15 protein-coding genes are annotated in these 20,597 nt (G+C 67.0%); 7 read left to right on the forward strand and 8 right to left on the reverse strand.

The features are described 5' to 3' along the window. The first annotated feature begins 20 nt into the window (after nt 1–20). From HLH21_RS02985 to HLH21_RS03000, 4 genes are read left to right on the forward strand one after another with little or no spacing between them, the layout of a single operon-like run. Complete coding sequence (locus HLH21_RS02985) at nt 21–830, forward strand: class II aldolase/adducin family protein (protein WP_182941061.1); 810 nt, start codon at nt 21–23, stop codon at nt 828–830. A gap of 5 nt (nt 831–835) precedes the next feature. Continuing rightward, the gene (locus HLH21_RS02990; RefSeq protein WP_182941064.1) at nt 836–1,435 is read left to right on the forward strand and encodes a cysteine dioxygenase family protein; all 600 of its coding nucleotides are present in this window, start codon (nt 836–838) and stop codon (nt 1,433–1,435) included. After that, a complete protein-coding gene (locus HLH21_RS02995) occupies nt 1,432–3,039 on the forward strand; it encodes a rhodanese-like domain-containing protein (protein WP_182941067.1) in 1,608 nt (535 codons plus the stop codon). The genes HLH21_RS02990 and HLH21_RS02995 overlap by 4 nt, the downstream gene beginning before the upstream one ends. A 36-nt stretch (nt 3,040–3,075) precedes the next feature. Further along, nucleotides 3,076–4,212, forward strand: a complete 1,137-nt coding sequence (locus HLH21_RS03000) for an LLM class flavin-dependent oxidoreductase (protein WP_182941070.1) — start codon at nt 3,076–3,078, stop codon at nt 4,210–4,212. A 187-nt stretch (nt 4,213–4,399) separates the two neighbouring features. Here HLH21_RS03000 and HLH21_RS03005 read toward each other — a convergent pair whose 3' ends face one another. From HLH21_RS03005 to HLH21_RS03020, 4 genes are read right to left on the reverse strand one after another with little or no spacing between them, the layout of a single operon-like run. After that, complete coding sequence (locus tag HLH21_RS03005) at nt 4,400–5,563, reverse strand: acyl-CoA dehydrogenase family protein (protein WP_182941073.1); 1,164 nt, start codon at nt 5,561–5,563, stop codon at nt 4,400–4,402. Between the two features lie 25 nt (nt 5,564–5,588). After that, a complete protein-coding gene (locus HLH21_RS03010) occupies nt 5,589–5,933 on the reverse strand; it encodes a 4Fe-4S dicluster domain-containing protein (RefSeq protein WP_182941076.1) in 345 nt (114 codons plus the stop codon). Next, a complete protein-coding gene (locus HLH21_RS03015; RefSeq protein WP_182941079.1) occupies nt 5,930–7,501 on the reverse strand; it encodes an FAD-dependent oxidoreductase in 1,572 nt (523 codons plus the stop codon). Before HLH21_RS03015 ends, HLH21_RS03010 begins: the two co-directional genes overlap by 4 nt. Then, complete coding sequence (locus HLH21_RS03020; RefSeq protein WP_182941082.1) at nt 7,498–8,454, reverse strand: aliphatic sulfonate ABC transporter substrate-binding protein; 957 nt, start codon at nt 8,452–8,454, stop codon at nt 7,498–7,500. The genes HLH21_RS03015 and HLH21_RS03020 overlap by 4 nt, the downstream gene beginning before the upstream one ends. Nucleotides 8,455–8,630: 176 nt before the next feature. On the opposite strand from HLH21_RS03020, the gene HLH21_RS03025 reads away from it, so the two are divergent. Further along, nucleotides 8,631–9,470 carry an ABC transporter permease gene (locus tag HLH21_RS03025; protein WP_182941085.1) on the forward strand — a complete coding sequence of 280 codons (840 nt, stop codon included), beginning with the start codon at nt 8,631–8,633 and terminating at the stop codon, nt 9,468–9,470. Next, nucleotides 9,467–10,213 carry an ABC transporter ATP-binding protein gene (locus HLH21_RS03030; protein ID WP_182941088.1) on the forward strand — a complete coding sequence of 249 codons (747 nt, stop codon included), beginning with the start codon at nt 9,467–9,469 and terminating at the stop codon, nt 10,211–10,213. The genes HLH21_RS03025 and HLH21_RS03030 overlap by 4 nt, the downstream gene beginning before the upstream one ends. Before the next feature lie 109 nt (nt 10,214–10,322). Here HLH21_RS03030 and HLH21_RS03035 read toward each other — a convergent pair whose 3' ends face one another. The 4 genes from HLH21_RS03035 to bfr all read right to left on the reverse strand — a co-directional run bounded on the left by HLH21_RS03035 (nt 10,323) and on the right by bfr (nt 15,179). Beyond that, entirely contained in the window at nt 10,323–11,300 is a 978-nt protein-coding gene (locus HLH21_RS03035; RefSeq protein WP_246379114.1) for an ABC transporter substrate-binding protein, read from the reverse strand. A gap of 14 nt (nt 11,301–11,314) precedes the next feature. Beyond that, nucleotides 11,315–12,109, reverse strand: coding sequence for a class II aldolase/adducin family protein (locus HLH21_RS03040; RefSeq protein WP_182941094.1), 795 nt, complete (start codon nt 12,107–12,109; stop codon nt 11,315–11,317). Between the two features lie 123 nt (nt 12,110–12,232). After that, nucleotides 12,233–14,347, reverse strand: coding sequence for a TonB-dependent siderophore receptor (locus HLH21_RS03045; protein WP_264811887.1), 2,115 nt, complete (start codon nt 14,345–14,347; stop codon nt 12,233–12,235). A 343-nt stretch (nt 14,348–14,690) separates the two neighbouring features. After that, nucleotides 14,691–15,179 carry a bacterioferritin gene (gene bfr / locus HLH21_RS03050; RefSeq protein ID WP_182941100.1) on the reverse strand — a complete coding sequence of 163 codons (489 nt, stop codon included), beginning with the start codon at nt 15,177–15,179 and terminating at the stop codon, nt 14,691–14,693. Nucleotides 15,180–16,024: 845 nt separating this feature from the next. On the opposite strand from bfr, the gene bcsA reads away from it, so the two are divergent. Further along, a complete protein-coding gene (bcsA, locus tag HLH21_RS03055; RefSeq protein ID WP_246379116.1) occupies nt 16,025–20,572 on the forward strand; it encodes a UDP-forming cellulose synthase catalytic subunit in 4,548 nt (1,515 codons plus the stop codon). The last annotated feature ends 25 nt before the right edge of the window (nt 20,573–20,597 follow it).

A 20,597-nucleotide genomic window follows, 5' to 3' on the forward strand; every position in this document is an offset into this window, starting at 1 on the left:
AAAAAAGGAGGACCATCAGCATGAACGCCATTACGCCGCCCGCTGCTCCGGCACAGGATTCGGCACAGGCGCGGGAGCGCCGTCTGGCGCCCCGCCCGCCGGCCGCATCGTTCGAGGAGGAGCGGCTGCATCGCAAGCAGCGCCTCGCCGCGACGTTCCGGCTGTTCGCGCGCTATGGGTTCGACCAGGGGCTGGCCGGGCACGTCACCGTGCGCGATCCGGAATTTCCCGACCGGTACTGGATCAATCCCCTGGCCGTCCATTTCTCGCAGATCAGGGTTTCCGATCTGCAACTGGTCACGCATGGCGGCACGATCCTGGTCGGGGACCGGCCGATCAACACGGCGGGCTTCACGATCCATTCGGCCCTGCACCGGGCGCGGCCCGATGTCATTGCCGCGGCCCACACCCATTCGACCTACGGCAAGGCGTTCTCGGCGCTGGGTACCGAACTGCTGCCGATCACGCAGGATTCATGCGCCTTCTACGAGGATCATGCGGTCTTCGACCCGTTCAGCGGCGTCGTGCTGGATGACAGCGAGGGAGAGCGGCTGGCGGCGGCGCTGGGCCAGCGCAAGGCGGCGATCCTTCAGAATCATGGGCTGCTGACGGTGGGGCCGACGATCGAGGCGGCCGCGTGGTGGTTCATCACCATGGATAACGCGGCCCACGCCCAGCTTCTGGCGCAGGCGGCCGGTCCGCTGAAACCGATCGCACCCGATGTCGCGCGCCTGACCGCAAGCCAGGTCGGCACCCATCAGGGCGGCTATTTCTCGTTCCAGCCGCTGTGGGACTGGATCGTGGCCCAGGAACCCGATCTTCTGGATTGAATGACATGACATCCATCGCACCGCTTCGGGATTTCGTCGCCCGCTTCACCAGATTGTACGAACGCGGGCTGGCGCCCGATGCCGTCCAGCGGGAAGGGGCCGTGCTGCTGCGCGACCTCGTCTCGCGCGATGGCTGGCTGCCCGAGCCCTTCACCCGCCCGAATCCGGAACGGTATAGCCAGTATCTGCTGCATTGCGATCCGCTGGAACGGTTCTCGGTCGTCAGCTTCGTCTGGGGGCCGGGACAGAAAACGCCGCTGCACGACCATCGCGTCTGGGGTCTGATCGGCATGCTGCGCGGGCGCGAGAGCGAAACGCAGTTCGCACGCGGCGCGGACGGAAAATTTCACGCCGGAGAGACAAGTTTTCTGGAACCCGGCGAAGTGGTGGCCCTGGCCCCCGGCGTGAACGACTATCATCTGGTCGCCAACGCACTGGCCGACGAAACCTCGATTTCGATCCATGTCTACGGCGACAATATCGGCGGCGTCTCGCGCGCCACCTACGATCCGGACACGGGGGCCGAGAAATCGTTCATTTCCGGCTATTCCAGCGCGGACGTGCCGAATCTCTGGGACCGCTCGAAGCGGGCGGAGGCGGCATGAACGCCGTCACGGCACGGCCCGTCACCGTCACCTCGCCGCACGAGGTGCGGCGCCTGCTGCGGGCGGGGGACGAGATCGCGCTGCTGGACCTGCGCGAGGAAGGGCCGTTCGCGGCGGCCCATCCGCTGTTTGCGGTCAACCTGCCCCTGGGGCGAATCGAGGAGCGGATCGGCGTCCTGGTGCCGCGCCGCGATGCGCCGATCGTGCTCTATGACAACGGCGAGGGCCGGGTGGCGCGTGCGCTGCCGGTCTTCGCGGCACTCGGCTACGGCAATGTCAGCATGCTGGAAGGCGGGCTTGCCGGCTGGCGGGCGTCGGGCGGTGAAATCTTCATCGACGTGAACGTGCCGTCGAAGGCTTTCGGCGAACTGGTCGAGCATGTCCGGCATACGCCCTCGCTGCCCGCGCCGGAACTCCAGGCCCGGATCGCGCGCGGCGACGACCTGGTGATTCTCGATGCGCGGCGCTTCAGCGAATATCATGTCATGTCCATTCCCGGCGGCCGGTCGGTGCCGGGCGGGGAACTGGCGTTGCGGGTGCGCGACATCGCGCCCTCGCCCGAGACGGTCGTGGTGGTGAACTGCGCCGGCCGAACCCGTTCGATCATCGGCGCGCAGTCGCTGGTCAATGCCGGCATCCCCAACCCCGTCTTCGCGCTCCGCAACGGGACCATCGGCTGGACGCTGGCCGGCCTGGAACTTGACCATGGCGCGGCGCGGACGGGGGGCGAACCCACCGGCGCGAATGTGGCGCGCGCCCGTGCGGCGGCGGCCGCGCTGGCGGAGCGGACCGGGGTGCGGGCGATCGGGCAGGGGGCGCTGTCGGCGCTCCAGTCCGACCCGGCCCGGACGGTCTATCGCCTCGATGTGCGGTCGCCCGAGGACTATGCGGCGTCGCATCTCGAAGGGTTTCGCTCGGCGCCGGGTGGCCAACTCGTGCAGGCGACCGACGAGTGGATCGGCGTGCGTCACGGCACGATCGTGCTGACCGACGACGATGGCGTCCGCGCCCGCATGACCGGCCACTGGCTGCGGCAGTTGGGCTGGCGCGAGGTCTATGTGCTGGACGACTGGGCGGGCGCGCCACGCGCGACCGGCGCCGAGCCTGTGGTGCTGGCCGCGCCCTTGCCGGAGGTGGACGGCGTGTCCGTCGCCGCCCTGGTCGCGGAACGCGCGGCGGGGGAGGGCCCGCTGGTGATCGACCTTGCCGCCAGCCCGGCCTTCCGCACGGGGCATGTGCCGGGTGCGGTGTTCGCCATCCGCCCCGATCTGGCCGGGCATCCGCGCCTGGCGGACGCGCGGGACGTCGTGCTGACCTCGCCCGACGGGGTCGCCGCGCGTCTGGCCGCGCCCGAACTGGCGCATGCGGGTTTACGGGTGCGGGTGCTGGACGGGGGCACGACTGCATGGCGGGACGCCGGGCAGCCGCTTGAAACCGGCCTGGACACGGCGCGCGCGCTCTCGCGTCCGGACGATGTCTACAAGCGCCCCTATGAGGGCACGGATAATGCCGCCGCCGCCATGCAGGCGTATCTGGACTGGGAGTTCGGCCTTGTCGCCCAGCTGGAACGCGACGGAACGCACGGGTTTTCCGTGCTGGACTGATGCGAAGACACGGCTGGGAAAAAGGAAAACGGCATCATGCCCATCGAATTCATCGGCTATGTCACAGGTCGTCACCAGAGTGAGACCATCCCGCCCGTCGGGCCGGCCGTCGCCCCCGGCTATATCGCGACGACCGCCGCGATCCACGAGGACGGCGGGTTCGACCGGGTGCTGGTGGCCTTTCATTCCAATTCGCCCGACAGCCTGCTGATCGCGCACCATGCGGCCGCCGCGACGCGACGGCTGGGGCTGCTGATCGCCCACCGGCCGGGGTTCGCGGCGCCGACGCTGGCGGCGCGTCAACTGGCGACCCTCGACCAGCTGACGCGCGGCCGGGTGGCGGTGCACATCATCACGGGCGGCAACGACAGCGAACTGGAAGCGGACGGCGACCACACGACCAAGGGGGTGCGCTACGCGCGGGCCAGCGAGTATCTGGACGTGCTGCGCCGGGAATGGTCGGCCGATGCCGCCTTCGACCATGACGGGGCATTCTATCGCGTGGCGGGCGCGCGTTCGGACGTCGGGCCCTATCGGCCGGGCGGAATCCCGATCTATTTCGGCGGCGCCTCGGATGATGCCATCCGGGTGGCCGGCCGGCATGCGGACGCCTATGCCCTGTGGGGCGAAACCTATGACGAGGTCGCGGCGATGATCGCGCGGGTCAGCGCCGCCGCCGCCGCCAACGGCCGGCCCGCGCCGCGCTTTTCCCTTTCGTTCCGCCCGATCGTGGCGGACACCGAGGACGAGGCATGGGCGCGGGCGGGGCAGGTCCGCGCGCGGATCGACGCGTTGCAGCAGGGGACGGGCGTGCAGGCGGGGGCCATTGCGCTGGATGTGGCCGGCGCGCCGCCGGCGGCCGGGACGCTGCCGACCAACGAAGGGTCGCGTCGCCTGCGTGCCCTTGCGGCGCGCGGCGAGCGCCTGGACAAGCGGCTGTGGACCGGCGTGGCGGCGGTGACCGGTGGCCGATGGAACTCGACCGCGCTGGTGGGCGACCCCGACCAGGTGGCGGAGGCCCTGCTGGACTACTACCGGCTGGGCGTGACGACGTTCCTGATCCGGGGATTCGACCCGCTGTCCGATGCGCTGGTCTATGGCCGCGACCTCATCCCGCGCGTCCGCGCCCTGGTGGCGCAGGAGGATGCCAGGCGGGGCGTTGCCGCCGCCTGATCCGGGTCCGGGGCCTCGGAGCCTGACCGGAAATGTGGGCTGGCGAGCGAGAGCGGCCCGCGAGGGCCGCGCCCGGCGTGCGTTTTCGAGCACCGAAGCGGAGCGGCCTTGATGGCCGTGAGCATCGGAGCACAGAAAACGCGCGTCGGATCGCCGCCAGCGCGCATTTCCGGTCAGGCCCTGGCGGTTATCCCGCCAGGGCTGCCTTGCCGGCGAACGCCAGCGCGCTGTCGCCCTGGGGCGTGTGGATGCGCCCGCACAGCACGTCCCGGTAATGGCGCTCCAGCGGGTTGTCCTGGCTGAGGCCGGGGTTGCCGATCGCCGCGACGGCCTTGCCCACGGCGGCGATCGCGTTCTCGGTGACGATCTGCTTGACCAGGCCCGCGTCGGCGTTGGCATGCTCGCCGGCTTCCTCGCGCCGCAGCGCATGGTCGATCAGCGCGCTGTTGGTCAGCAGCAGCGCGTCGATCTCGCCCAGCAGAACGTGGAATCGGGGCAGCGTGGACAGCGCCGCGCCGAGGTTGGACGGGACCCGGGCCTGAAGGAAGCCGATCAGCCAGGTCCGCGCGGCGCGGGCGATGCCGTCATACAGCGCGCCTACCGCGATCGCGTGCCAGCTTGCCAGCGCCACGGCTTCCTCCTGCGTGCCGTCCGGCCGGGTCAGATTGACCAGGTAGCGTTCCGGGATCGGGACATCCTCGAAAATGACCGTGTGGCTGCCGGTGGCGCGCATGCCCATCTGGTTCCAGCTCTTTTCGACCCGGACCCCCGGCAGGTCGAGCGGCACCAGCACCTGGCCGACGCGCGGCGCATCCTCGTCGGTGCGGGACCACACCACGCCCCAGTGCAACGCGGTCGAGCCGGTCGAGAAGATCTTCCGCCCGTTCAGGCGCCAGATCGCGCCGTCGCGCCGCACGCTGGTCGCGGGCAGGCCGCCGCGCGCGGGGGTGCCCAATTCCGGCTCCACGCGCAGGGCGTTCATCAGCGCGCCGTCGCGGACGATGCTGGAAAATACCTCGGCCTTCACCGCGTCGCTCCAGACCGGGGAGCGGGCGACCGCGCCCGACTGGAGATATTGCATGGCCAGGATCAGCGCCGTGGACGGGTCGCCCTGCGCGATGCGGCCCACGATCTCGACGATCCGCCGCAACCCGATCCCCTGGCCGCCTGAAACGGGCGGGACGGTCAGGGTCAGCAGCCCGGCCTCGCGCAGGTCGGCGAGGTTGTCAAGCGCGATCTCGCCCGAGCGGTCGTAGCCCGCCGCCCGCCCCGCGAATCGCGCGACCAGGCGATCCAGCGTTTCGGCCGATATATCGACAGGCGCGTGTGCTCCGATCGGTGATCCATCCATGACCGGTGATTCCCCCCAGTGGTCTCTATGCGTCCCGTGCGCGACGGAAGACGTCTTCCATACGCCAGTGCTGGTTGCGTAGCGCCTCGTTCCCGGCCCACTCGTCCCAGCCCGACGCCCGCCGATATTCGCCCAGCAGGCCGGACGCCTCGATGGCCGCCGCGTCCTGCGGCCGGGCGCGGCCCGCGTCAGGATGCACATAGAGTGCGTCCTCCCGGCAATAGAGTTCGCACAGGAAGCAGGTCTGGCAGTCGGCCTGCCGCGCGATGCGGGGCGGGCCATCGGGCACGGGGTCGAACACGTCGCGCGGGCAGGCCGTCACGCAGGCGGTGCAGCCTGTGCAGCGTGAGGCGATGACGAGTTCGATCATGCCTGTTCTCCAGCCGGGACGAGATCCGTCCAGATCGTGTCCACGCCGCCGGCAATGACGTGCGCCGGCGGCGTGGTCGCGGCGATGGCGTCCGCGCGCCGGTGCAGGCCCAGGCTGTCGCGGCGCGCCAGCGCGCTGGCCGTGCTCCACCGGGCGGTGGCGGTCAGGGCGGCAAGCTCCCTGCGACGGGCCCGGGCATGGGGCGTCGGGGCAAGGCCGGCGTGGGGCAGGGCCGTCCACCCGGCATCCAGACGGTCGCGCGCCGCGGACAGCGTCGCGTCCGTCCGGAAATATTGCTTCATGGGGGACAGCATTTCGGCCTGCACCGCGCGCTCGATCTCGGCCGCGTCGGTCGTGCCGTGAGGATGCGCCAGGCCCGCGCCGCCCGTGCCGTCGGCCGGCGTGTCCGCGCGCCGGCCATGGCGGCGCACGCGGGCCAGCGCGGCTTCCGCCGCGATGCAGCCCGAGGACAGGGCCCAGGCCGCATTTACGGCGCCCCCGCCGCTGACGGCCCCGGTGACCGGCTCGCGCGAGGCGACGTCGCCCGCCACGAACAGCCCCTCCACGCCCGCGCCGGCATCCGCGTCGGCGACGCGCACGCCGCCCACGCCCCGGATCGTACCCTCGCCCACCAGGCTGACGGGAAAGCGGTCCTGGAACGGGTCGATGCCCAGACGGCGGAAGGCCAGGGTCACGTTGGGGGAAATCTGCGGCAACTGCCGCCGCACGTCCTCGGGCGTCGCGGAGAGATCGCAGAACACGGGCCCGTGCGTCAGGGCCTCGGCCAGGAACGCATTGTCGTGCGGACCCTGCGGCCGGTCCAGCAGGCGGCCGTGCTCGTCGTAATAGCGCGCGAAACTGTAGATCATGGTGCGCGCCATCGTCGTGTCGGCCGGGACGACCGTGAAGAAGGCGGAAAATTCCATGCCGGACAGCACGGCCCCGGCCTCGACCGCCATCAGCAGCCCATCCCCCGTATTGTTGGCCCCGCCGAGCAGGTGCGAGCGAAAGCCGCAGCCGCCGGTGGCCAGGATCGTGGCCCCCGCGCGGACCACCCAGTCGCCGCCCGCGCCCTGGCGGCTGACGCCCCGCGCGCCGGCGATGCCGCCATCGGCATGGCGCAGCAGCTCCAGCGCGGGACTGTGGTCCAGAACGATCGCGCCGGCCGCCAGGGCCTTCTCGCGCAGGGCGCGCAGATATTCCGGCCCGCGCAACGCGTGATGGCGGATCCTGCCGTCGTCGTCGGGCACATACTGGTAGTGGCTGGCAATGTCCGGCAGCGTGCGGAAGGTCCGGTCGACGATCCGCGCCATCCATGCGGCATCGCCCAGCCCTTGCGCGGCGGCCAAGCGGCGGGCGATCGCTTCCTCGCGCCGGCCGGGGTCGGGGGGCACCCACCAGTGGCCCGGCCCGGCCGCCGCCGCAACGCCCGAGGTGCCGCAGCGGCCCTTTTCCGCGACGATCACGCGCGCGCCGCCCTGTGCGGCGGTGATGGCGGCCCAGCACCCCGCCAGGCCGCCGCCGATGACGAGCACGTCGGCGTCATGGTGGGTGAGCTGCGTTCTCATGGCAGGGTGAAGCTCCGGTCGAAGGCGGTTGCGAACGGGCCGGCGGAAGACAGGAGGCCGGCCGAGCGGTAGGCCTCCAGCGTGACCTGTTCGGCCTTCACGACGGTCTCGCCGACGGCGGCGGGTGTGGCGATCAGCTTCTGCGCGACCGCCTCGGCGACGGTCTGCGGCAAGCCGGTCTGGCGCGCCAGCAGCGCGGCATACTCCCGCTGGTGCAGGCCGCCCCACGCATAGGCCCTGGCCACGCGGCGATAGAAATCGGCCAGCTGGGCGTGCTTGCGCGCAAGCGCGGCGTCGGTTGCGACAAAGAAGCTGTTGTTGGGCATGACCCCCGCGCCGTCGGCCAGCACGACCCCGTGGTTCTGGATCGTTTCCAGCGAGACATAGGGCTCCCAGGTCGACCAGGCGTCGATGCCGCCGCTGTCGAGCGCCGCCTTGGCCTGGGCCGGGGCGAGGAACACGATGTGTGGCGCGGGGGCCGGGATCGCGCCGGTCTGGATCAGGCGCAGCAGAAGCAGGTGGCCGATGGAGCCACGGCCGGTCGCCACCCGCTTGCCCGAGAGATCGGACAGGGTCCTGATCGTCGAGCCGGCCGGCGCGACGACCGCCGTGGCGCGTCCGCCCCCGCGTGGCGGAATCAGGAGGGCGGCCCGGACCGGCAGGCCCGCGCCCCAGGCAAAGAGAAACGGGCCGTCGCCGGCAATCCCCGTGTCGACCGCCCCGGCCCCCAGCGCCTGCAGAAGGGGGGCGGCGGCCTCGAACTCGGTCCAGCGGATGCGGTAGGGCAGCCCCTGGTCGGCCCCGGCGGCTTCAAGCAGCGCCTTCTGCTGCCCTTTCTGGTCGGCCACCACCAGGTCGTCGTCGGCCCGTGCACCCGGCGCGGCGTGAAGCAGGCACAGCAGGACGGTGGCGCCCAGGATTCGGCGGGGCAGGAGGCGGGCGGCACGATGCATGGCGAAGCGGTCTTCGGACGGCTGTCAGGGAGCGGCAGCGTGCCCGCGAAGACCGTGGAATACAATTAAATCACGTTGAATTGTGGTATGAATAATATTTACCTGACAGGTGGGCGGAATCGGGTGAAACTCCGGCGTACACCCATCGAAGGCCCATGAAGGAAGGAATGGCGGACATGTCAGGAACTCTCATCCGGACCGCATCCCCGGTGGCGGCCAGGGCAGTCCCGCGCTCCGCCTGGCGGCCGAGGCTGGGCGTGCTCACGCGCTATGCCTCGCCCTTCTTCCTGGTGCTGCTGTGGCAGGCGGCGTGTTCGACGGGGTTTCTGTCCACGCGGCTGGTGGCGTCCCCGGCCCAGATCGTCGCAACGGGCTGGTCGCTGACGCGGGACGGCAGTTTGCAGACCAACCTGGCGGTGTCGCTGGCGCGTGCCGGCTCGGGCCTGGCGATCGCCTTCGTCGCGGGGGTGGGGCTGGCGCTGATTTCGGGCCTGTCGCGTCTGGGCGAGGATATCGTGGACGCGCCGTTGCAGATTCTGCGGACCCTGCCGGCGCTGGCGCTGGTGCCGCTGTTCATTCTCTGGTTCGGCATCGGCGAGACGCCGAAGATCGCGCTCGTGGCGCTGGGGTCGAGCTTCCCGATCTATCTCAACCTGCACAAGGGCATCCGCTCCATCGACCCGAAGCTGCTGGAGATGGCCCGCACGCTCGGCCTGTCGCGGGCGCGCACCATCCGCGACGTGATCCTGCCCGGCGCGCTGCCGGACCTTCTGGTCGGGCTGCGCTTTGCCGTCGGGATCTCGTGGCTGATGCTGGTGGTGGCCGAGCAGGTGAACGCCGACAGCGGGATCGGCCACATGATGATGGATGCCGAGGATTTCCTGCGTACCGACATTATTCTCGTCGGTTTGGTGATCTATGGGCTGCTTGGCCTGGCGTCCGACCAGATCGTGCGGTTTCTGGAGACGACGCTGCTGTCCTGGCGGCCGTCGCATCGTATCGCGAGGTCGGCATGAACGCGGTTGCCCCGGTGGCGCAGGGGGCGGTCGCAGCGTCACGGGACGCGGCGGTCGTCGTGCATGGTCTGACCCGCAGGTTCGGCGACGGCCCGGCGGTGCTCGATCGCCTCGATCTGGCCATTGCGCCGGGCGAGTTCGTGGCGCTGCTCGGGCACAGCGGGTCGGGAAAATCGACCCTGCTCCGCACGCTTGCGGGTCTTGACCCGGTGACAGAAGGATCGGTCGCCCGCCCGCGCGAGGTCTCCGTTGTTTTCCAGGAGAGCCGTCTGCTGCCCTGGAAGCGTGTCTGGCAGAATACGGTGCTGGGCCAGGATGGGGCGGATCGTCGCGACCGCGCCGTGGCCGTGCTGGAGGAAGTCGGGCTTGGGCATCGGATCGACGCCTGGCCGCTGACGCTGTCGGGCGGGGAGGCGCAACGCGCGGCGCTGGCCCGCGCCCTGGTCCGCGAACCCGCGTTCCTGATGCTGGACGAGCCCTTTGCCGCGCTGGATGCGCTGACGCGCCTGAAAATGCAGCAGCTGGTTTCGGACCTGTGGACGCGTCATCGGTGCTCGGTCCTGCTGGTCACGCATGATGTCGACGAGGCACTGCTGCTGGCGGATCGCGCCGTGGTCCTGGAACGCGGCCGCATCCGCACGGATGTGCCGATCCCGATGGATCGCCCCCGCCGCCACGCCGACCCCCGGTTCGAGCATCTGCGGAGCGTGTTGCTCGAATCTCTTGGCGTGCACGATGGATAACGCAAACCCGTTTTCATGGGGCGTGTCTTGACCGACTCATCCCAGTCGCTGGTCCATGATCGGGGGCCAGGGCCTCAAGCCCCCAAGGAAATCTTTCTGCCGGTTGGGGTTATGCGGGAAGGAGGGGTGTCAGGGCCGGGGAAAAGACGGCCCCGACATGCGTGCCGGGCGGCAGGACGCCTGCCGTGACGAAGGTGTCGGCCACGGATTGCGCGCCGGCTATGTCGCCCTGCCGCCAGGCGCGTGGGGCGTACGGGCGGTTCTGGCTCTGGAGGTAGGCCAGAACCAGCGGTTCCGGCACCTTGATGACCGGGGCGACGGCGCGCGCCCAGCGCGGCTTGTCCGTGCCGAGGGTGGCGTAGGCTTTGCCGAGGCGGCGGATATAATCGGCGGCGGCGGCGCGGAAGTCCGGGTTGGCCAGCCCGCGCGGATTGGCGCCGACGAAATAATGCCCCGACAGGATATCGGCGGCACTTTGCAGGATACGGGCGGTGCCGTCCGCCTCCAGCGTCTGGATGGCATAGCCGTAGGTGGCCCAGGCATCGAGGCTGCCCGCCTTCATGGCCGTCAACCCGTCGCTCATGCCCAGTGCGATGGGGTGGATGTCGGCGAAGCTCATGCCATGTTGCGCCAGCATGCGTAGCAGGAAGTAATGCGCCGTGGTGGCCTTGATGTAGCCGACACGCCTGCCGCGCAGGTCCGCGACCGATCGCGCCGCAGAGCCCGTCGGCGCCAGCAGGGCCTGGTCGGTCGTGGGGCCTTCCATGGTGGCGACGACGGCGATCCGCGCCTCGGCGCTGGCGGCGAAGACCATCGGGATTTCGCTCCACATCCCCAGGTCGATTGCGTCGGCATTGATCGCCTGGGCGATCAGATTGCCGGAATTGAATTCGCTGAACGTCACCCGATAGGGAAAATCATCCAGCCCCGTCGCGGCCAGCAGGGTCTGGTCCATGCCGCGAAACGCGGCCACGCGCAGCGTCGCACGCGTCAGGTCCTCTGCCGTGGCGCGACGGAACGGCGCTGCGGCGGCAGACAGGCCCACGCCCGCCGCAAGGCCGAGGGCGTGCCGCCGGCTCACGATCATGGGGGCGCCCCGCATCAGGCGTCGAAGCCCGGAGAGAGGCGCGCGGCCTTGCGGAGGGAAGCCTCCCAGATCAGTTCGTGAATGTCGCGGCCGCCCTCGACCGGCAGGCGCTTGCGGCCCACCTGCCGGCGCACCGCGTCCTGGGCCTCTTTCGGCGCGATCAGGACGTTTTCGCGGCCGATCGACAGGGTGCGGACCTGTGCGGTGCAGGCGCTTTCGAGCTGATAGATGCGCCCCCACGCCGCGCCGGCCGTCCTGCCGAGCGCCAGCGTGCCGTGATTACGCAGCAGCATGAAGTTGGTCTCGCCAAGATCGGCGACCAGCCGTTCGCGTTCATCCAGTTCGAGGGCGATGCCTTCGTAATCGTGATAGCTGAGTGACGGGATGACCGTCAGGGCCCGCTGGTTGAGCGGCAGCAGCCCTTCGGCATGCGCGGAAACCGCCATGCCGTCGGGCGAATGGAAATGCGCGATGAACAGGGCATCCGGCCGCGCCGCGTGAATGGCGGAATGGATGACGAAGCCCGCATAGTTGATCCCGTATGCGTTTTCACCCACGAGCCTGCCGTCCAGATCGACCTTGACCAGGCTCGATGCCGTGACTTCGTCAAACATCAGCCCGAAGGGATTTATCAGGAAATGGTGCGCGGGCCCCGGCACACGTGCGGAGATGTGGGTCGCGATCAGGTCGTCCCATCCATACAGCGCGGCAAGCCGGTAGAAGGCCGCGAGATCGACGCGGACAGCCCATTCCTCCGCGGAAACGGCGTGTGACGCCTGGCGGAGTGGGGGATGTGCGAAGGCGGTCATGGCGGCGCTCCGGACGGGGGGTGTCGTCGTTCGACCCGGAGTGTACGGGTGAACTGTCCCGACCCCGAATGAGAAATCAAAAAGCATCATTCAAAGACGCCTTGATCGTGGCCGGGCAGGCGTTCAGAGGTCGAAGCGCATGCTCAGGGTCACGGTGCGCGGCGCGCCGGGGAAGAGCTGCAGCGCGCCCCGGCTGACCCAGTAGCGTTCGTTGCCGATGTTCTCCACCGCCGCCCGGAAGGTCAGCCTGTGGCGGTGAACGCGTGTGACATACTGCGCCCCGATCGTGCCGATGATGTATGATTGCAGCCGGAATGTATTGGACGGATTCAGCCAGCCGGCGGACACCCAGTTCAGCCCGCCGTTGACGCTGAGGCCCTTTACCGCCGGGATCACATAATTTGCCGAGAAATTGGCCTCGAAGGGTGAAGTCGATTCGGCCCGCCTGCCATCATAGGGCGTGCCGGCGCCGTAGCGCGCGTCCAGATACGTCAGGCTTCCGGTCAGTTGCAGGTCGCGTGTGGCCTGTACCGCGCCCCCCGCCTCGACACCCTGATATCGTACCAGGCCGCCCTGCTGCTGCACATTGTTGGAATCGACATAGGCCGCGATCGTATCGAGCCGGTAGAGGGCCAGGGTGCCGCTCCAGCGCGATTTCTGGACTTTCACGCCCAGTTCGTATTCCTGGCTACGCATGGGGCTGAAGACCTGATAGGCATTCCGGGCGGTCGCGGCGGCCTGGGTGCCGGACTGCATGGCCTCGACGTAGCTGAAATAGGCGTTGATGTCGGGCGTGGGCTTATAAGAAAGCGAGACGACAGGGGTGACCGGGTTGTTGTGGCGCGCCGCCGTCTTGCGGCCGCTTCCGTTGGTGGCGTAGTCGTCCTCAAAATAATCCGTATAGCGTGCGCCGGCCAGCAGGGACCATTTGCGCCAGCTTATCGTGTCACTCCAGAACGGGGCGATCTGGGTGTAGTCGATGTAGTTATAGAGCCTGGGGTTATAGAAATGTGCATTGGTGTTGGTCGGGCGTGAGGTAAAAATATTGCCGTACTGGTACGGCTGGTAATATTGCGCGTTCGCGTCGGCATCGAACCTCTGATACAGCCACATGATGCCGGCTACGACGTCGTGCCGCAGGGGGCCGGTGTGGAACGTGCCTTCGGTGGTTTCCTGCACCTGATGGTAGGTGAAGACACGGGTCATCTGGAACGGCCGGTTCAGGTAGTCCCCACGATCGTTGAGAAACGTGATGGCGTTCGAGGGGAAGCGTTCGTCGAGATGGGTGTATCCGTAGACGAGTTTCGCATTCCAGTGCGGCGCGAAATCCCAGTCGAAGCCGGTATTGAAATGCTTGAAGTCATTGGTCTTCCACGAATCCCTGGCCCCAAGCTCCGCCCGGCCGCTGATCGGGGTCAGCGAGGTCAGGCCGCTGACCACGCTCACGCCATTGACCATGCCTTTCTGCAGCGTGTTGAGATAGAAAGAATCGAAATGCCATGCGAGCGCGTCGGTGATCCGGACGCGGGTTGCGGCCGACACCGAGGTCGATCGGATGAAACTGCCATTGTACTGGTTGCCGACTTCGTTGCCGACGGAAAAACGATAAGTCACACGGCCGGATTTTCCGATCGGACCGCCGGCGTCGATGCTCTGCCGGAACGCGGCGTCCGAGCGGTAGCCGGCCTCTACGGACAGGCGCGGGTCATCGACCGGCTTCTTGAGCTGGAAATCCAGTACCGCGCCGGGCGAACCGAAGCCGTAGAGAAACGCCGATGCGCCCTTCGTCAACTGGAACTGCCCGAAATTCGCCATGGGCAGGTCGATGAACCAGTAGGGAATGGCGAATCCGTCGATCTTGTAGCCGTTGGTCCAGTCCAGATCGAGGCCGCGCACGCGGAAGCTTGCGCCTGAGGCGGTGGAGCCGCCGTTGGAGTTCTCCTGCACGCCGGGCTCGGCACGGAACACATCGTTGATGTCGGCCGCCTGCATCTGCTCGACCTTGGCCGCCGAAACGATGCTGAGCGAGAATGGTGTGTCGAATTCGGACCGGGATCCCAGGGCCCCCATGGCCGCGTGCGAGGCCAGGCGCGGCCGGTGGGCATTGGCGCTGACGGTGATGGCTTCCGGTGACGCGGTATGTATCGCGGCCGGGCGGGATACGGCGGGTTTCGACCGGGCGATGGATTTCGTATGTGCCGGGGCCTCGGCATGGACGGAAACAGGTGTGATCGTCACGAGACCGGAAACGATAATCGTCCTTCTGGCGAAGGACCCAGCCGATTTCATTTTATATCCTTCCGTCCGACATAGAGTATGCGCCGTTCTTCGCAACATTGCAGATGCAAGGACGTCTCTATGGCAGGGTTCCGGAAAGTAATATTGAATTGTGTAAAACTTATATGTTTCGTTATCTCATTCCCAATTCCTGGGGTGAGATGAAATAAGAAACCGGAATTCGTTTCGGTTGTGACCGATGGCGCCAGCTTTGTTCGTATGCAGGGCGCGCGCAAGGACTGTCACGGGCTGCCTTGCCGGGGCGGGGACGCCGGAAGCCCTGGCGTCCCTCCCCTTGTGGAAATCAGCTCTGGTCGGGAGCGGGGGCCGAGTTCAGGTGGATGTAGCGTTCAATCCCGACCAGCTTGATGAGGTCGAACTGACGGTCGAGGAAATCCTCATGCTCTTCTTCGTTCTCGAGGATCTTCAGCAGGAGGTCGCGCGACACATAATCACGCACGCTCTCGCAATAGGCGATGCCCTCGCGCAGGTCGACCAGCGCCTTTTCCTCGAGCTTGAGATCGCATTCCAGGATCTCCTGGACGTTCTGGCCCACCAGGATGGTGTTCAGCCGCTGCACGTTCGGCAGGCCGCCCAGATAGAGGATGCGCTCGATCAGCCAGTCGGCGTGGCGCATCTCCTCGATCGATTCCTCGTATTCCTTCTTGCCCAGCAGGGTCACGCCCCAATGGTTCAGGGTGCGGGCATGCAGGAAATACTGGTTGATCGCCGTCAGCTCGTTGGTGAGCTGGATGTTCAGGTGCTCGATGACCTGCGGGTCCTTGATCGGCATGGGCGCTGCCTTCTCTATCTCATGGGGGAGGTTGCGATCCTGCGTTTATCGCACCCCCCCGATGCTCTGTAAATTACAAAGCATAGATATATCAGTATGATAATGGACATGATTATCACTCTCAATCCTGATGCCAATGGTCCGGATCATCCACGCCCGGCGTAGGAGGGCAGGCCTACAGGCAGCAAGGTCATGGATTGTGCGATGGCGTCCGGCGGCAAGGCCCGACTCATCCGTTGGCGCGGCGCACCGTTCCTTCACGCCGGCAGAGGCGAGAACAGTTTCCGCTGTCGATCAAAAGCCTGTGATGGAAGCCTGGCTAACCAGATCCGCCTTCAGGGAGCCCGGCGTGGTTCAGTCGCGGCGCCTCCGGTATTGCCCGCGCTGGAACCGTCGGGAATAATTTCTATAAAAACCCCCAAAATTTATATTTCATTTATGACCGGCCGTCCAGCCCCATATGGGGCTATTCTTTTATTTGATTTGTAGATTTATTGCCATATAAGTTGATGGTTCATTGCGGGGGCAATGTCAAAATGGGGTACATGCGCGACATATAGCCGAGGTGTGGCTGCGCTGGCCCCGTCATCGGGGCACTGTTGGACATGAAGCTTGTGTGGGGCCTGGACGATACGGGGTCTGCGCCCCCTGGTCGACAGGCGTAAAAATGGTTTGTGGTGACGTTCTTGAAGCCGGACGACCGGGGCGATCCCATGTGGGTGCAGCAGGCTGGACGCGGATGACGAACGGCGCATTCATGTGGGATTGAGGGGGCTTCCTGCCAGGGATGCCTCCTGACGGGTGCGGAACGAGCGACTGCCATGCATGACAGGAATATGGAAAACATGCTTGCGAAGTCGGAGACCTTTCTCAGGTCTCCGTTCGTGTCGCTGCTCGTCGCGGGCATCGGCGTGGGCATGATGCTTCTCGTGGGTGGTGTCGAGCTGACGTCGTATCAGCAGGGGTTGCTGTCCATCGGGACCATCAGCCTGATGCTGCTCGTCAATCGCTGGAAAGGGCGCGCCGCGAGCTGCTTCCTCATGGCGCTGTCGCTGCTTGTGTCCATGCGGTACATGGCCTGGCGGCTGAACACGACGATCGTGCTGGGAAACTGGCTCCAGTCGATCCTGTCCATCCTGCTGCTGCTGTCCGAAATATACGCCCTGCTGATGTTGTGCCTGAGCTACTTCCAGATGGTGTGGCCTTTGCGGCGCCTTTCGTATCCGTTGCCGGCCGATCAGGCCAGCTGGCCCACGATCGACGTCTATATCCCGACCTATGAGGAAGATCTGACGCTGGTGCGTTCCACGGTGCTGGCGTCGCAGGACCTCGACTGGCCCGCCGACAAGCTGAACATCTATATCCTCGACGATGGCCGGCGCCGCCAGTTTCACGATTTCGCGCTGGAGGCCGGCGTGGGCTACATCGCCCGGCCCGACAACAGCCACGCCAAGGCCGGCAATCTGAATCACGCCGTCGGCGTCACCGACGGCGAAATGATGGTCGTTTTCGATTGCGACCACGTGCCGACCCGCGGATTCCTGAAGAAAACGGTGGGATGGCTGGTTGCCGATCCCAAGATGGCGATGCTGCAGACGCCACATCATTTCTACTCCTCCGATCCGTTCAAGCGGAACCTGACGGCGGCCGAGGAAGTGCCCCCCGAAGGAAACATGTTCTATGGCCTGATCCAGGACGGCAACGATTTCTGGGACGCGACCTTTTTCTGCGGGTCCTGCGCCGTGATCCGGCGCAGCGCGATTCTGAGCATCGGTGGTTTCGCCACGGAAACCGTGACCGAGGATGCCCACACGTCGCTCAAGATGCAGCGCCGTGGCTGGAGCACCGCCTATCTGCGCGAGGCGCTGGCGGGCGGGCTGGCGACCGAACGCCTGATCTTCCACATCGGGCAGCGCATGCGCTGGGCGCGCGGCATGCTGCAGATCATGCGTATCGACAACCCACTGACGGGACACGGCCTCCGCTGGGAACAGCGGCTGTGCTATCTTTCCGCGACACTGCATTTTCTCTTTGCGATTCCACGGGTTATTTTCCTGCTTGCGCCCATGGCCTTCCTGGTTCTGGGGCTGAACGTCTTCGCGGCGTCGCCGCTGGATATCCTGGTCTATGCGATACCCCATATCGCGCATTCGCTCACGACCCTGTCCCGGCTCGAAGGGCGCTGGCGCTACTCCTTCTGGAGCGAGATCTACGAGACGTCGCTGGCCCTGTTCCTGGTCCGCCTGACGGTCATGACCCTGCTGCTGCCACGGCGCGGACGCTTCAACGTCACGGCCAAGGGCGTATTGCTCGACAAGGAGTTTCTGGATTTCGACGCGGTATATCCGAACGTCATTCTTGCGGTCGTCCTGGGCCTGTCGCTGGTGCGCGGGATCGTAAGCGCCATCTGGCAGCATCTGGATCCTCTGGCCTTTCAATCCCTGCTGCTGAACATGGTGTGGGGCGCATTCAGCCTGTTCATCGTGCTGGCGTCCATTTCGGTCGGTCGTGAAACGCGCCAGACCCGTCGACAGCATCGCATCAGGGCGAACCTGCCGATTACGGTCACCACCGCGTCGGGGCAGGTGTGGCCCACGCAGACCACCGATATCTCGATGGGCGGTTTCGGCATGAAATCTCCCTGGACCGCGCCGTTGAGCGGGCCGATGGAGGTTATCGTCGGTTATCGCAATGAACAGGACGGGATCGAGGTGTCGGTGCCCGCGCAGATCCTGCGCCAGCGCGATGGGCTGCTGCACGCGCAGTGGGTTATGGACGGCCTGCACGATGAACGGCAGGTCGTCGCCATGGTGTTCGGCCGTCACGATGCCTGGGCGGAATGGGCGAATTATGCCCCGGATTACCCGATCCGAAGCTTTTACATCATTCTGAAAAGCGTAATCGGCCTGTTCAAGCCCGGGGCGACCTATGAGGGGCGTCCGATCCCCGCTACGGACAAGGCGGCCGCCGCCGTCACTGCCAAGGAAGAAAAATTGGAAAAGAGAAGCCTGGTGCTGCAACCTGCGCGACGTGCCGCCCGCAGCGGGGTGGTTACCTCTTTCATGATCGCGTCTGGCATTGCAGCGACGGGGATGAGCGTCGCCATGGCGCAGACGCCCCCACCCCTGACGCCCCCGGTCCTGACGTCCCCCGCGACGCAGGCCGGCCTGCCGATCGACGACGCCAATGCGGGGGACGCCGCGCCCGTGGCGCCGCCCGCGATCGACCAGGCTGCGGCCGACCGGGTATCGGATGTCGAGGTGACCAACACCCTGTCGTTCCGCGACCTGGGCGCCGTGAACGGCCCGTTGACGTTGCGGGGGTATAGTCCGCTGCAGGGCCTGACCATCGCCGTGCCGTTCAACCGTGTGGTGACCCATGCACAGCTTACATTGTCCGGCGCGCTGTCGCCGTCGCTGCTGCCCGAGGCCAGCGCCGTCACCGTCACGCTGAACGAACAATATATCGGGACGATCAAGGTCGATCCCGAGCATCCGGAATTCGGACCGCTGACGTTCGACGTCAATCCGTTGTACTTCGCCGGCAAGAACACGCTGAATTTCCATTTCGCCGGCGAATATCGGCGGGACTGCAACGATCTGTATAACGAGGTCCTGTGGGCGCGGATCTCCGACCTGTCGCGGCTTACGCTGACCACGGTCCGGATCGCGCCCGAACGGACGCTGGCGCACCTGCCGGCCCCGTTCTTCGACCCCAACCTGCGTTCGACCCTGCGTGTCCCGGTCGTGCTGCCTTCGACGTCCAGCGGCAGCCTGCTCGCCGGCGGCGTGATCGCGTCCTGGTTCGGAAAGCTGGCGGATTTCCGGGGCGTGTCCTTCCCGGTGACGGCGGATATCCCGGCGGCGGGCAACGCGATCGAGATCGGCGAGAACCTGCCGGTCGGACCGGACGGCCAGCCGCCCGTGGGGCCGACCCTTGCGGAAATTCCCAACCCCCACGATCGCTGGGGAACGGTGCTGGTGGTCACCGGACGCGACGCGCGCGAGGTCGGGATCGCGGCGCGGACGATGGTCCTGTCGCCGGACACGCTGGGGGCGGTCGGGTCCAAGGTCGTGACGGACGTCACGATGACGCCGCGCAAACCCTATGACGCGCCGGCCTTCATCCCCACCGACCGGCCGGTGCGCTTCGGCGAACTGGTGCCGGCGAGCGACCTGCAGGCCGGCGGCTTCGTGCCGACCGAACTGACGGTGCCGTTCCATCTGCCGCCCGACCTTTATACCTGGCGTCATCGTCCCTTCATGATGGACCTATGGGTCCGCGCGCCCGGCGGCCCGATCGTGGACCTGGAGACGTCGCGACTGGATGTCCGCGTCAACGACAACTACCTGCAAAGCTATTCCCTGATGCCGCCCAGCACGTGGGAGCGATGGTCGCGGCGGCTGATGGACCCGCATACGGGCGCCATCGGCCATAGGACGGCGCTGCCGGCGTGGCTGATCTTCGGGCAGAACCAACTGCAATTCGATTTCGACGCGCGTCCGATCGACCGGGGCGCCTGCCGGCGGGTGCCCGCCGATATCCGCATGAGCGTCGATTCCGATTCCACGTTCGATTTCCGCCGGGCACGTCATTTCACCACCCTGCCGAACCTGTCCTATTTCACCGGGGTGGCCTTTCCCTTCTCGCGGATGGCGGATCTGTCCGAGACGACGATCGTCATGCCGCGCAATCCGGATGTCGGGACGGCATCGGCCTATTTCGACCTGATGGGCTTCTTCGGCGCGTCGACCTGGTTTCCGGCGACCGGGGTTCATCTTGCCTATACCGACGAGATGGCCAGCCATCCGCCGTCGGGCGATATCGTCCTGCTGTCGCCGGCCGATCGCCTGTACGGCGCCGAGCCGCTGCTGTCGCGTTCGCCGTACGTCGTCGCCGACGGGCGGATCACGGTCGGGCAGCATATCGGGCTGCAGAGCATATGGCACCTGTTCCAGGACCGCGATCACACCGGCCTGCGGAACGGGGTTTCGGCGAACCTGAACACGCCGATCGCGGGGGCGGGGCTGCTGATCGGGGCGCAGTCTCCCTTCGCCGCCGACCGCTCGGTCGTCGCGGTCCTGGGCGATACGCCGCAGCGCCTGCAGGATGTCATCCTGGCGTTGCACGACCGGCACGTCACCCCGCTGATCCAGGGCGACCTGACGCTCAAGAACGGCGACGAAATCACCAGCTACCGCACGGCCCCGCTCTATACGGTCGGGTCGCTGCCGTTCTGGATGTGGCCGGACTGGTATTTCGGCGGCAATCCCGTCGTGCTGTATCTTGTCGGGCTGCTCGGGGCCGGGCTGCTGGCGCTGGTGGTATGGCGCTGGCTGCGGGCCCGGTCGCGCCGCAGGGTAGGTCGCACCGACCTGACCGGGGATCCATGACGGCAGGCCCTTCCGCCCGGGGGAC

Source organism: Gluconacetobacter johannae, assembly GCF_014174305.1.
In the GTDB taxonomy this organism is placed as follows: Bacteria; Pseudomonadota; Alphaproteobacteria; order Acetobacterales; family Acetobacteraceae; genus Gluconacetobacter; species Gluconacetobacter johannae.

Coding starts and splice junctions, on each gene's coding strand:
- HLH21_RS02985 (WP_182941061.1), top strand. CDS start 21: ATGAACGCCATTACGCCGCCCGCTGCTCCGGCACAGGATTCGGCACAG.
- HLH21_RS02990 (WP_182941064.1), top strand. CDS start 836: ATGACATCCATCGCACCGCTTCGGGATTTCGTCGCCCGCTTCACCAGA.
- HLH21_RS02995 (WP_182941067.1), top strand. CDS start 1,432: ATGAACGCCGTCACGGCACGGCCCGTCACCGTCACCTCGCCGCACGAG.
- HLH21_RS03000 (WP_182941070.1), top strand. CDS start 3,076: ATGCCCATCGAATTCATCGGCTATGTCACAGGTCGTCACCAGAGTGAG.
- HLH21_RS03005 (WP_182941073.1), bottom strand. CDS start 5,563: ATGGATGGATCACCGATCGGAGCACACGCGCCTGTCGATATATCGGCC.
- HLH21_RS03010 (WP_182941076.1), bottom strand. CDS start 5,933: ATGATCGAACTCGTCATCGCCTCACGCTGCACAGGCTGCACCGCCTGC.
- HLH21_RS03015 (WP_182941079.1), bottom strand. CDS start 7,501: ATGAGAACGCAGCTCACCCACCATGACGCCGACGTGCTCGTCATCGGC.
- HLH21_RS03020 (WP_182941082.1), bottom strand. CDS start 8,454: ATGCATCGTGCCGCCCGCCTCCTGCCCCGCCGAATCCTGGGCGCCACC.
- HLH21_RS03025 (WP_182941085.1), top strand. CDS start 8,631: ATGTCAGGAACTCTCATCCGGACCGCATCCCCGGTGGCGGCCAGGGCA.
- HLH21_RS03030 (WP_182941088.1), top strand. CDS start 9,467: ATGAACGCGGTTGCCCCGGTGGCGCAGGGGGCGGTCGCAGCGTCACGG.
- HLH21_RS03035 (WP_246379114.1), bottom strand. CDS start 11,300: ATGATCGTGAGCCGGCGGCACGCCCTCGGCCTTGCGGCGGGCGTGGGC.
- HLH21_RS03040 (WP_182941094.1), bottom strand. CDS start 12,109: ATGACCGCCTTCGCACATCCCCCACTCCGCCAGGCGTCACACGCCGTT.
- bfr (WP_182941100.1), bottom strand. CDS start 15,179: ATGCCGATCAAGGACCCGCAGGTCATCGAGCACCTGAACATCCAGCTC.
- bcsA (WP_246379116.1), top strand. CDS start 16,025: ATGCTTGCGAAGTCGGAGACCTTTCTCAGGTCTCCGTTCGTGTCGCTG.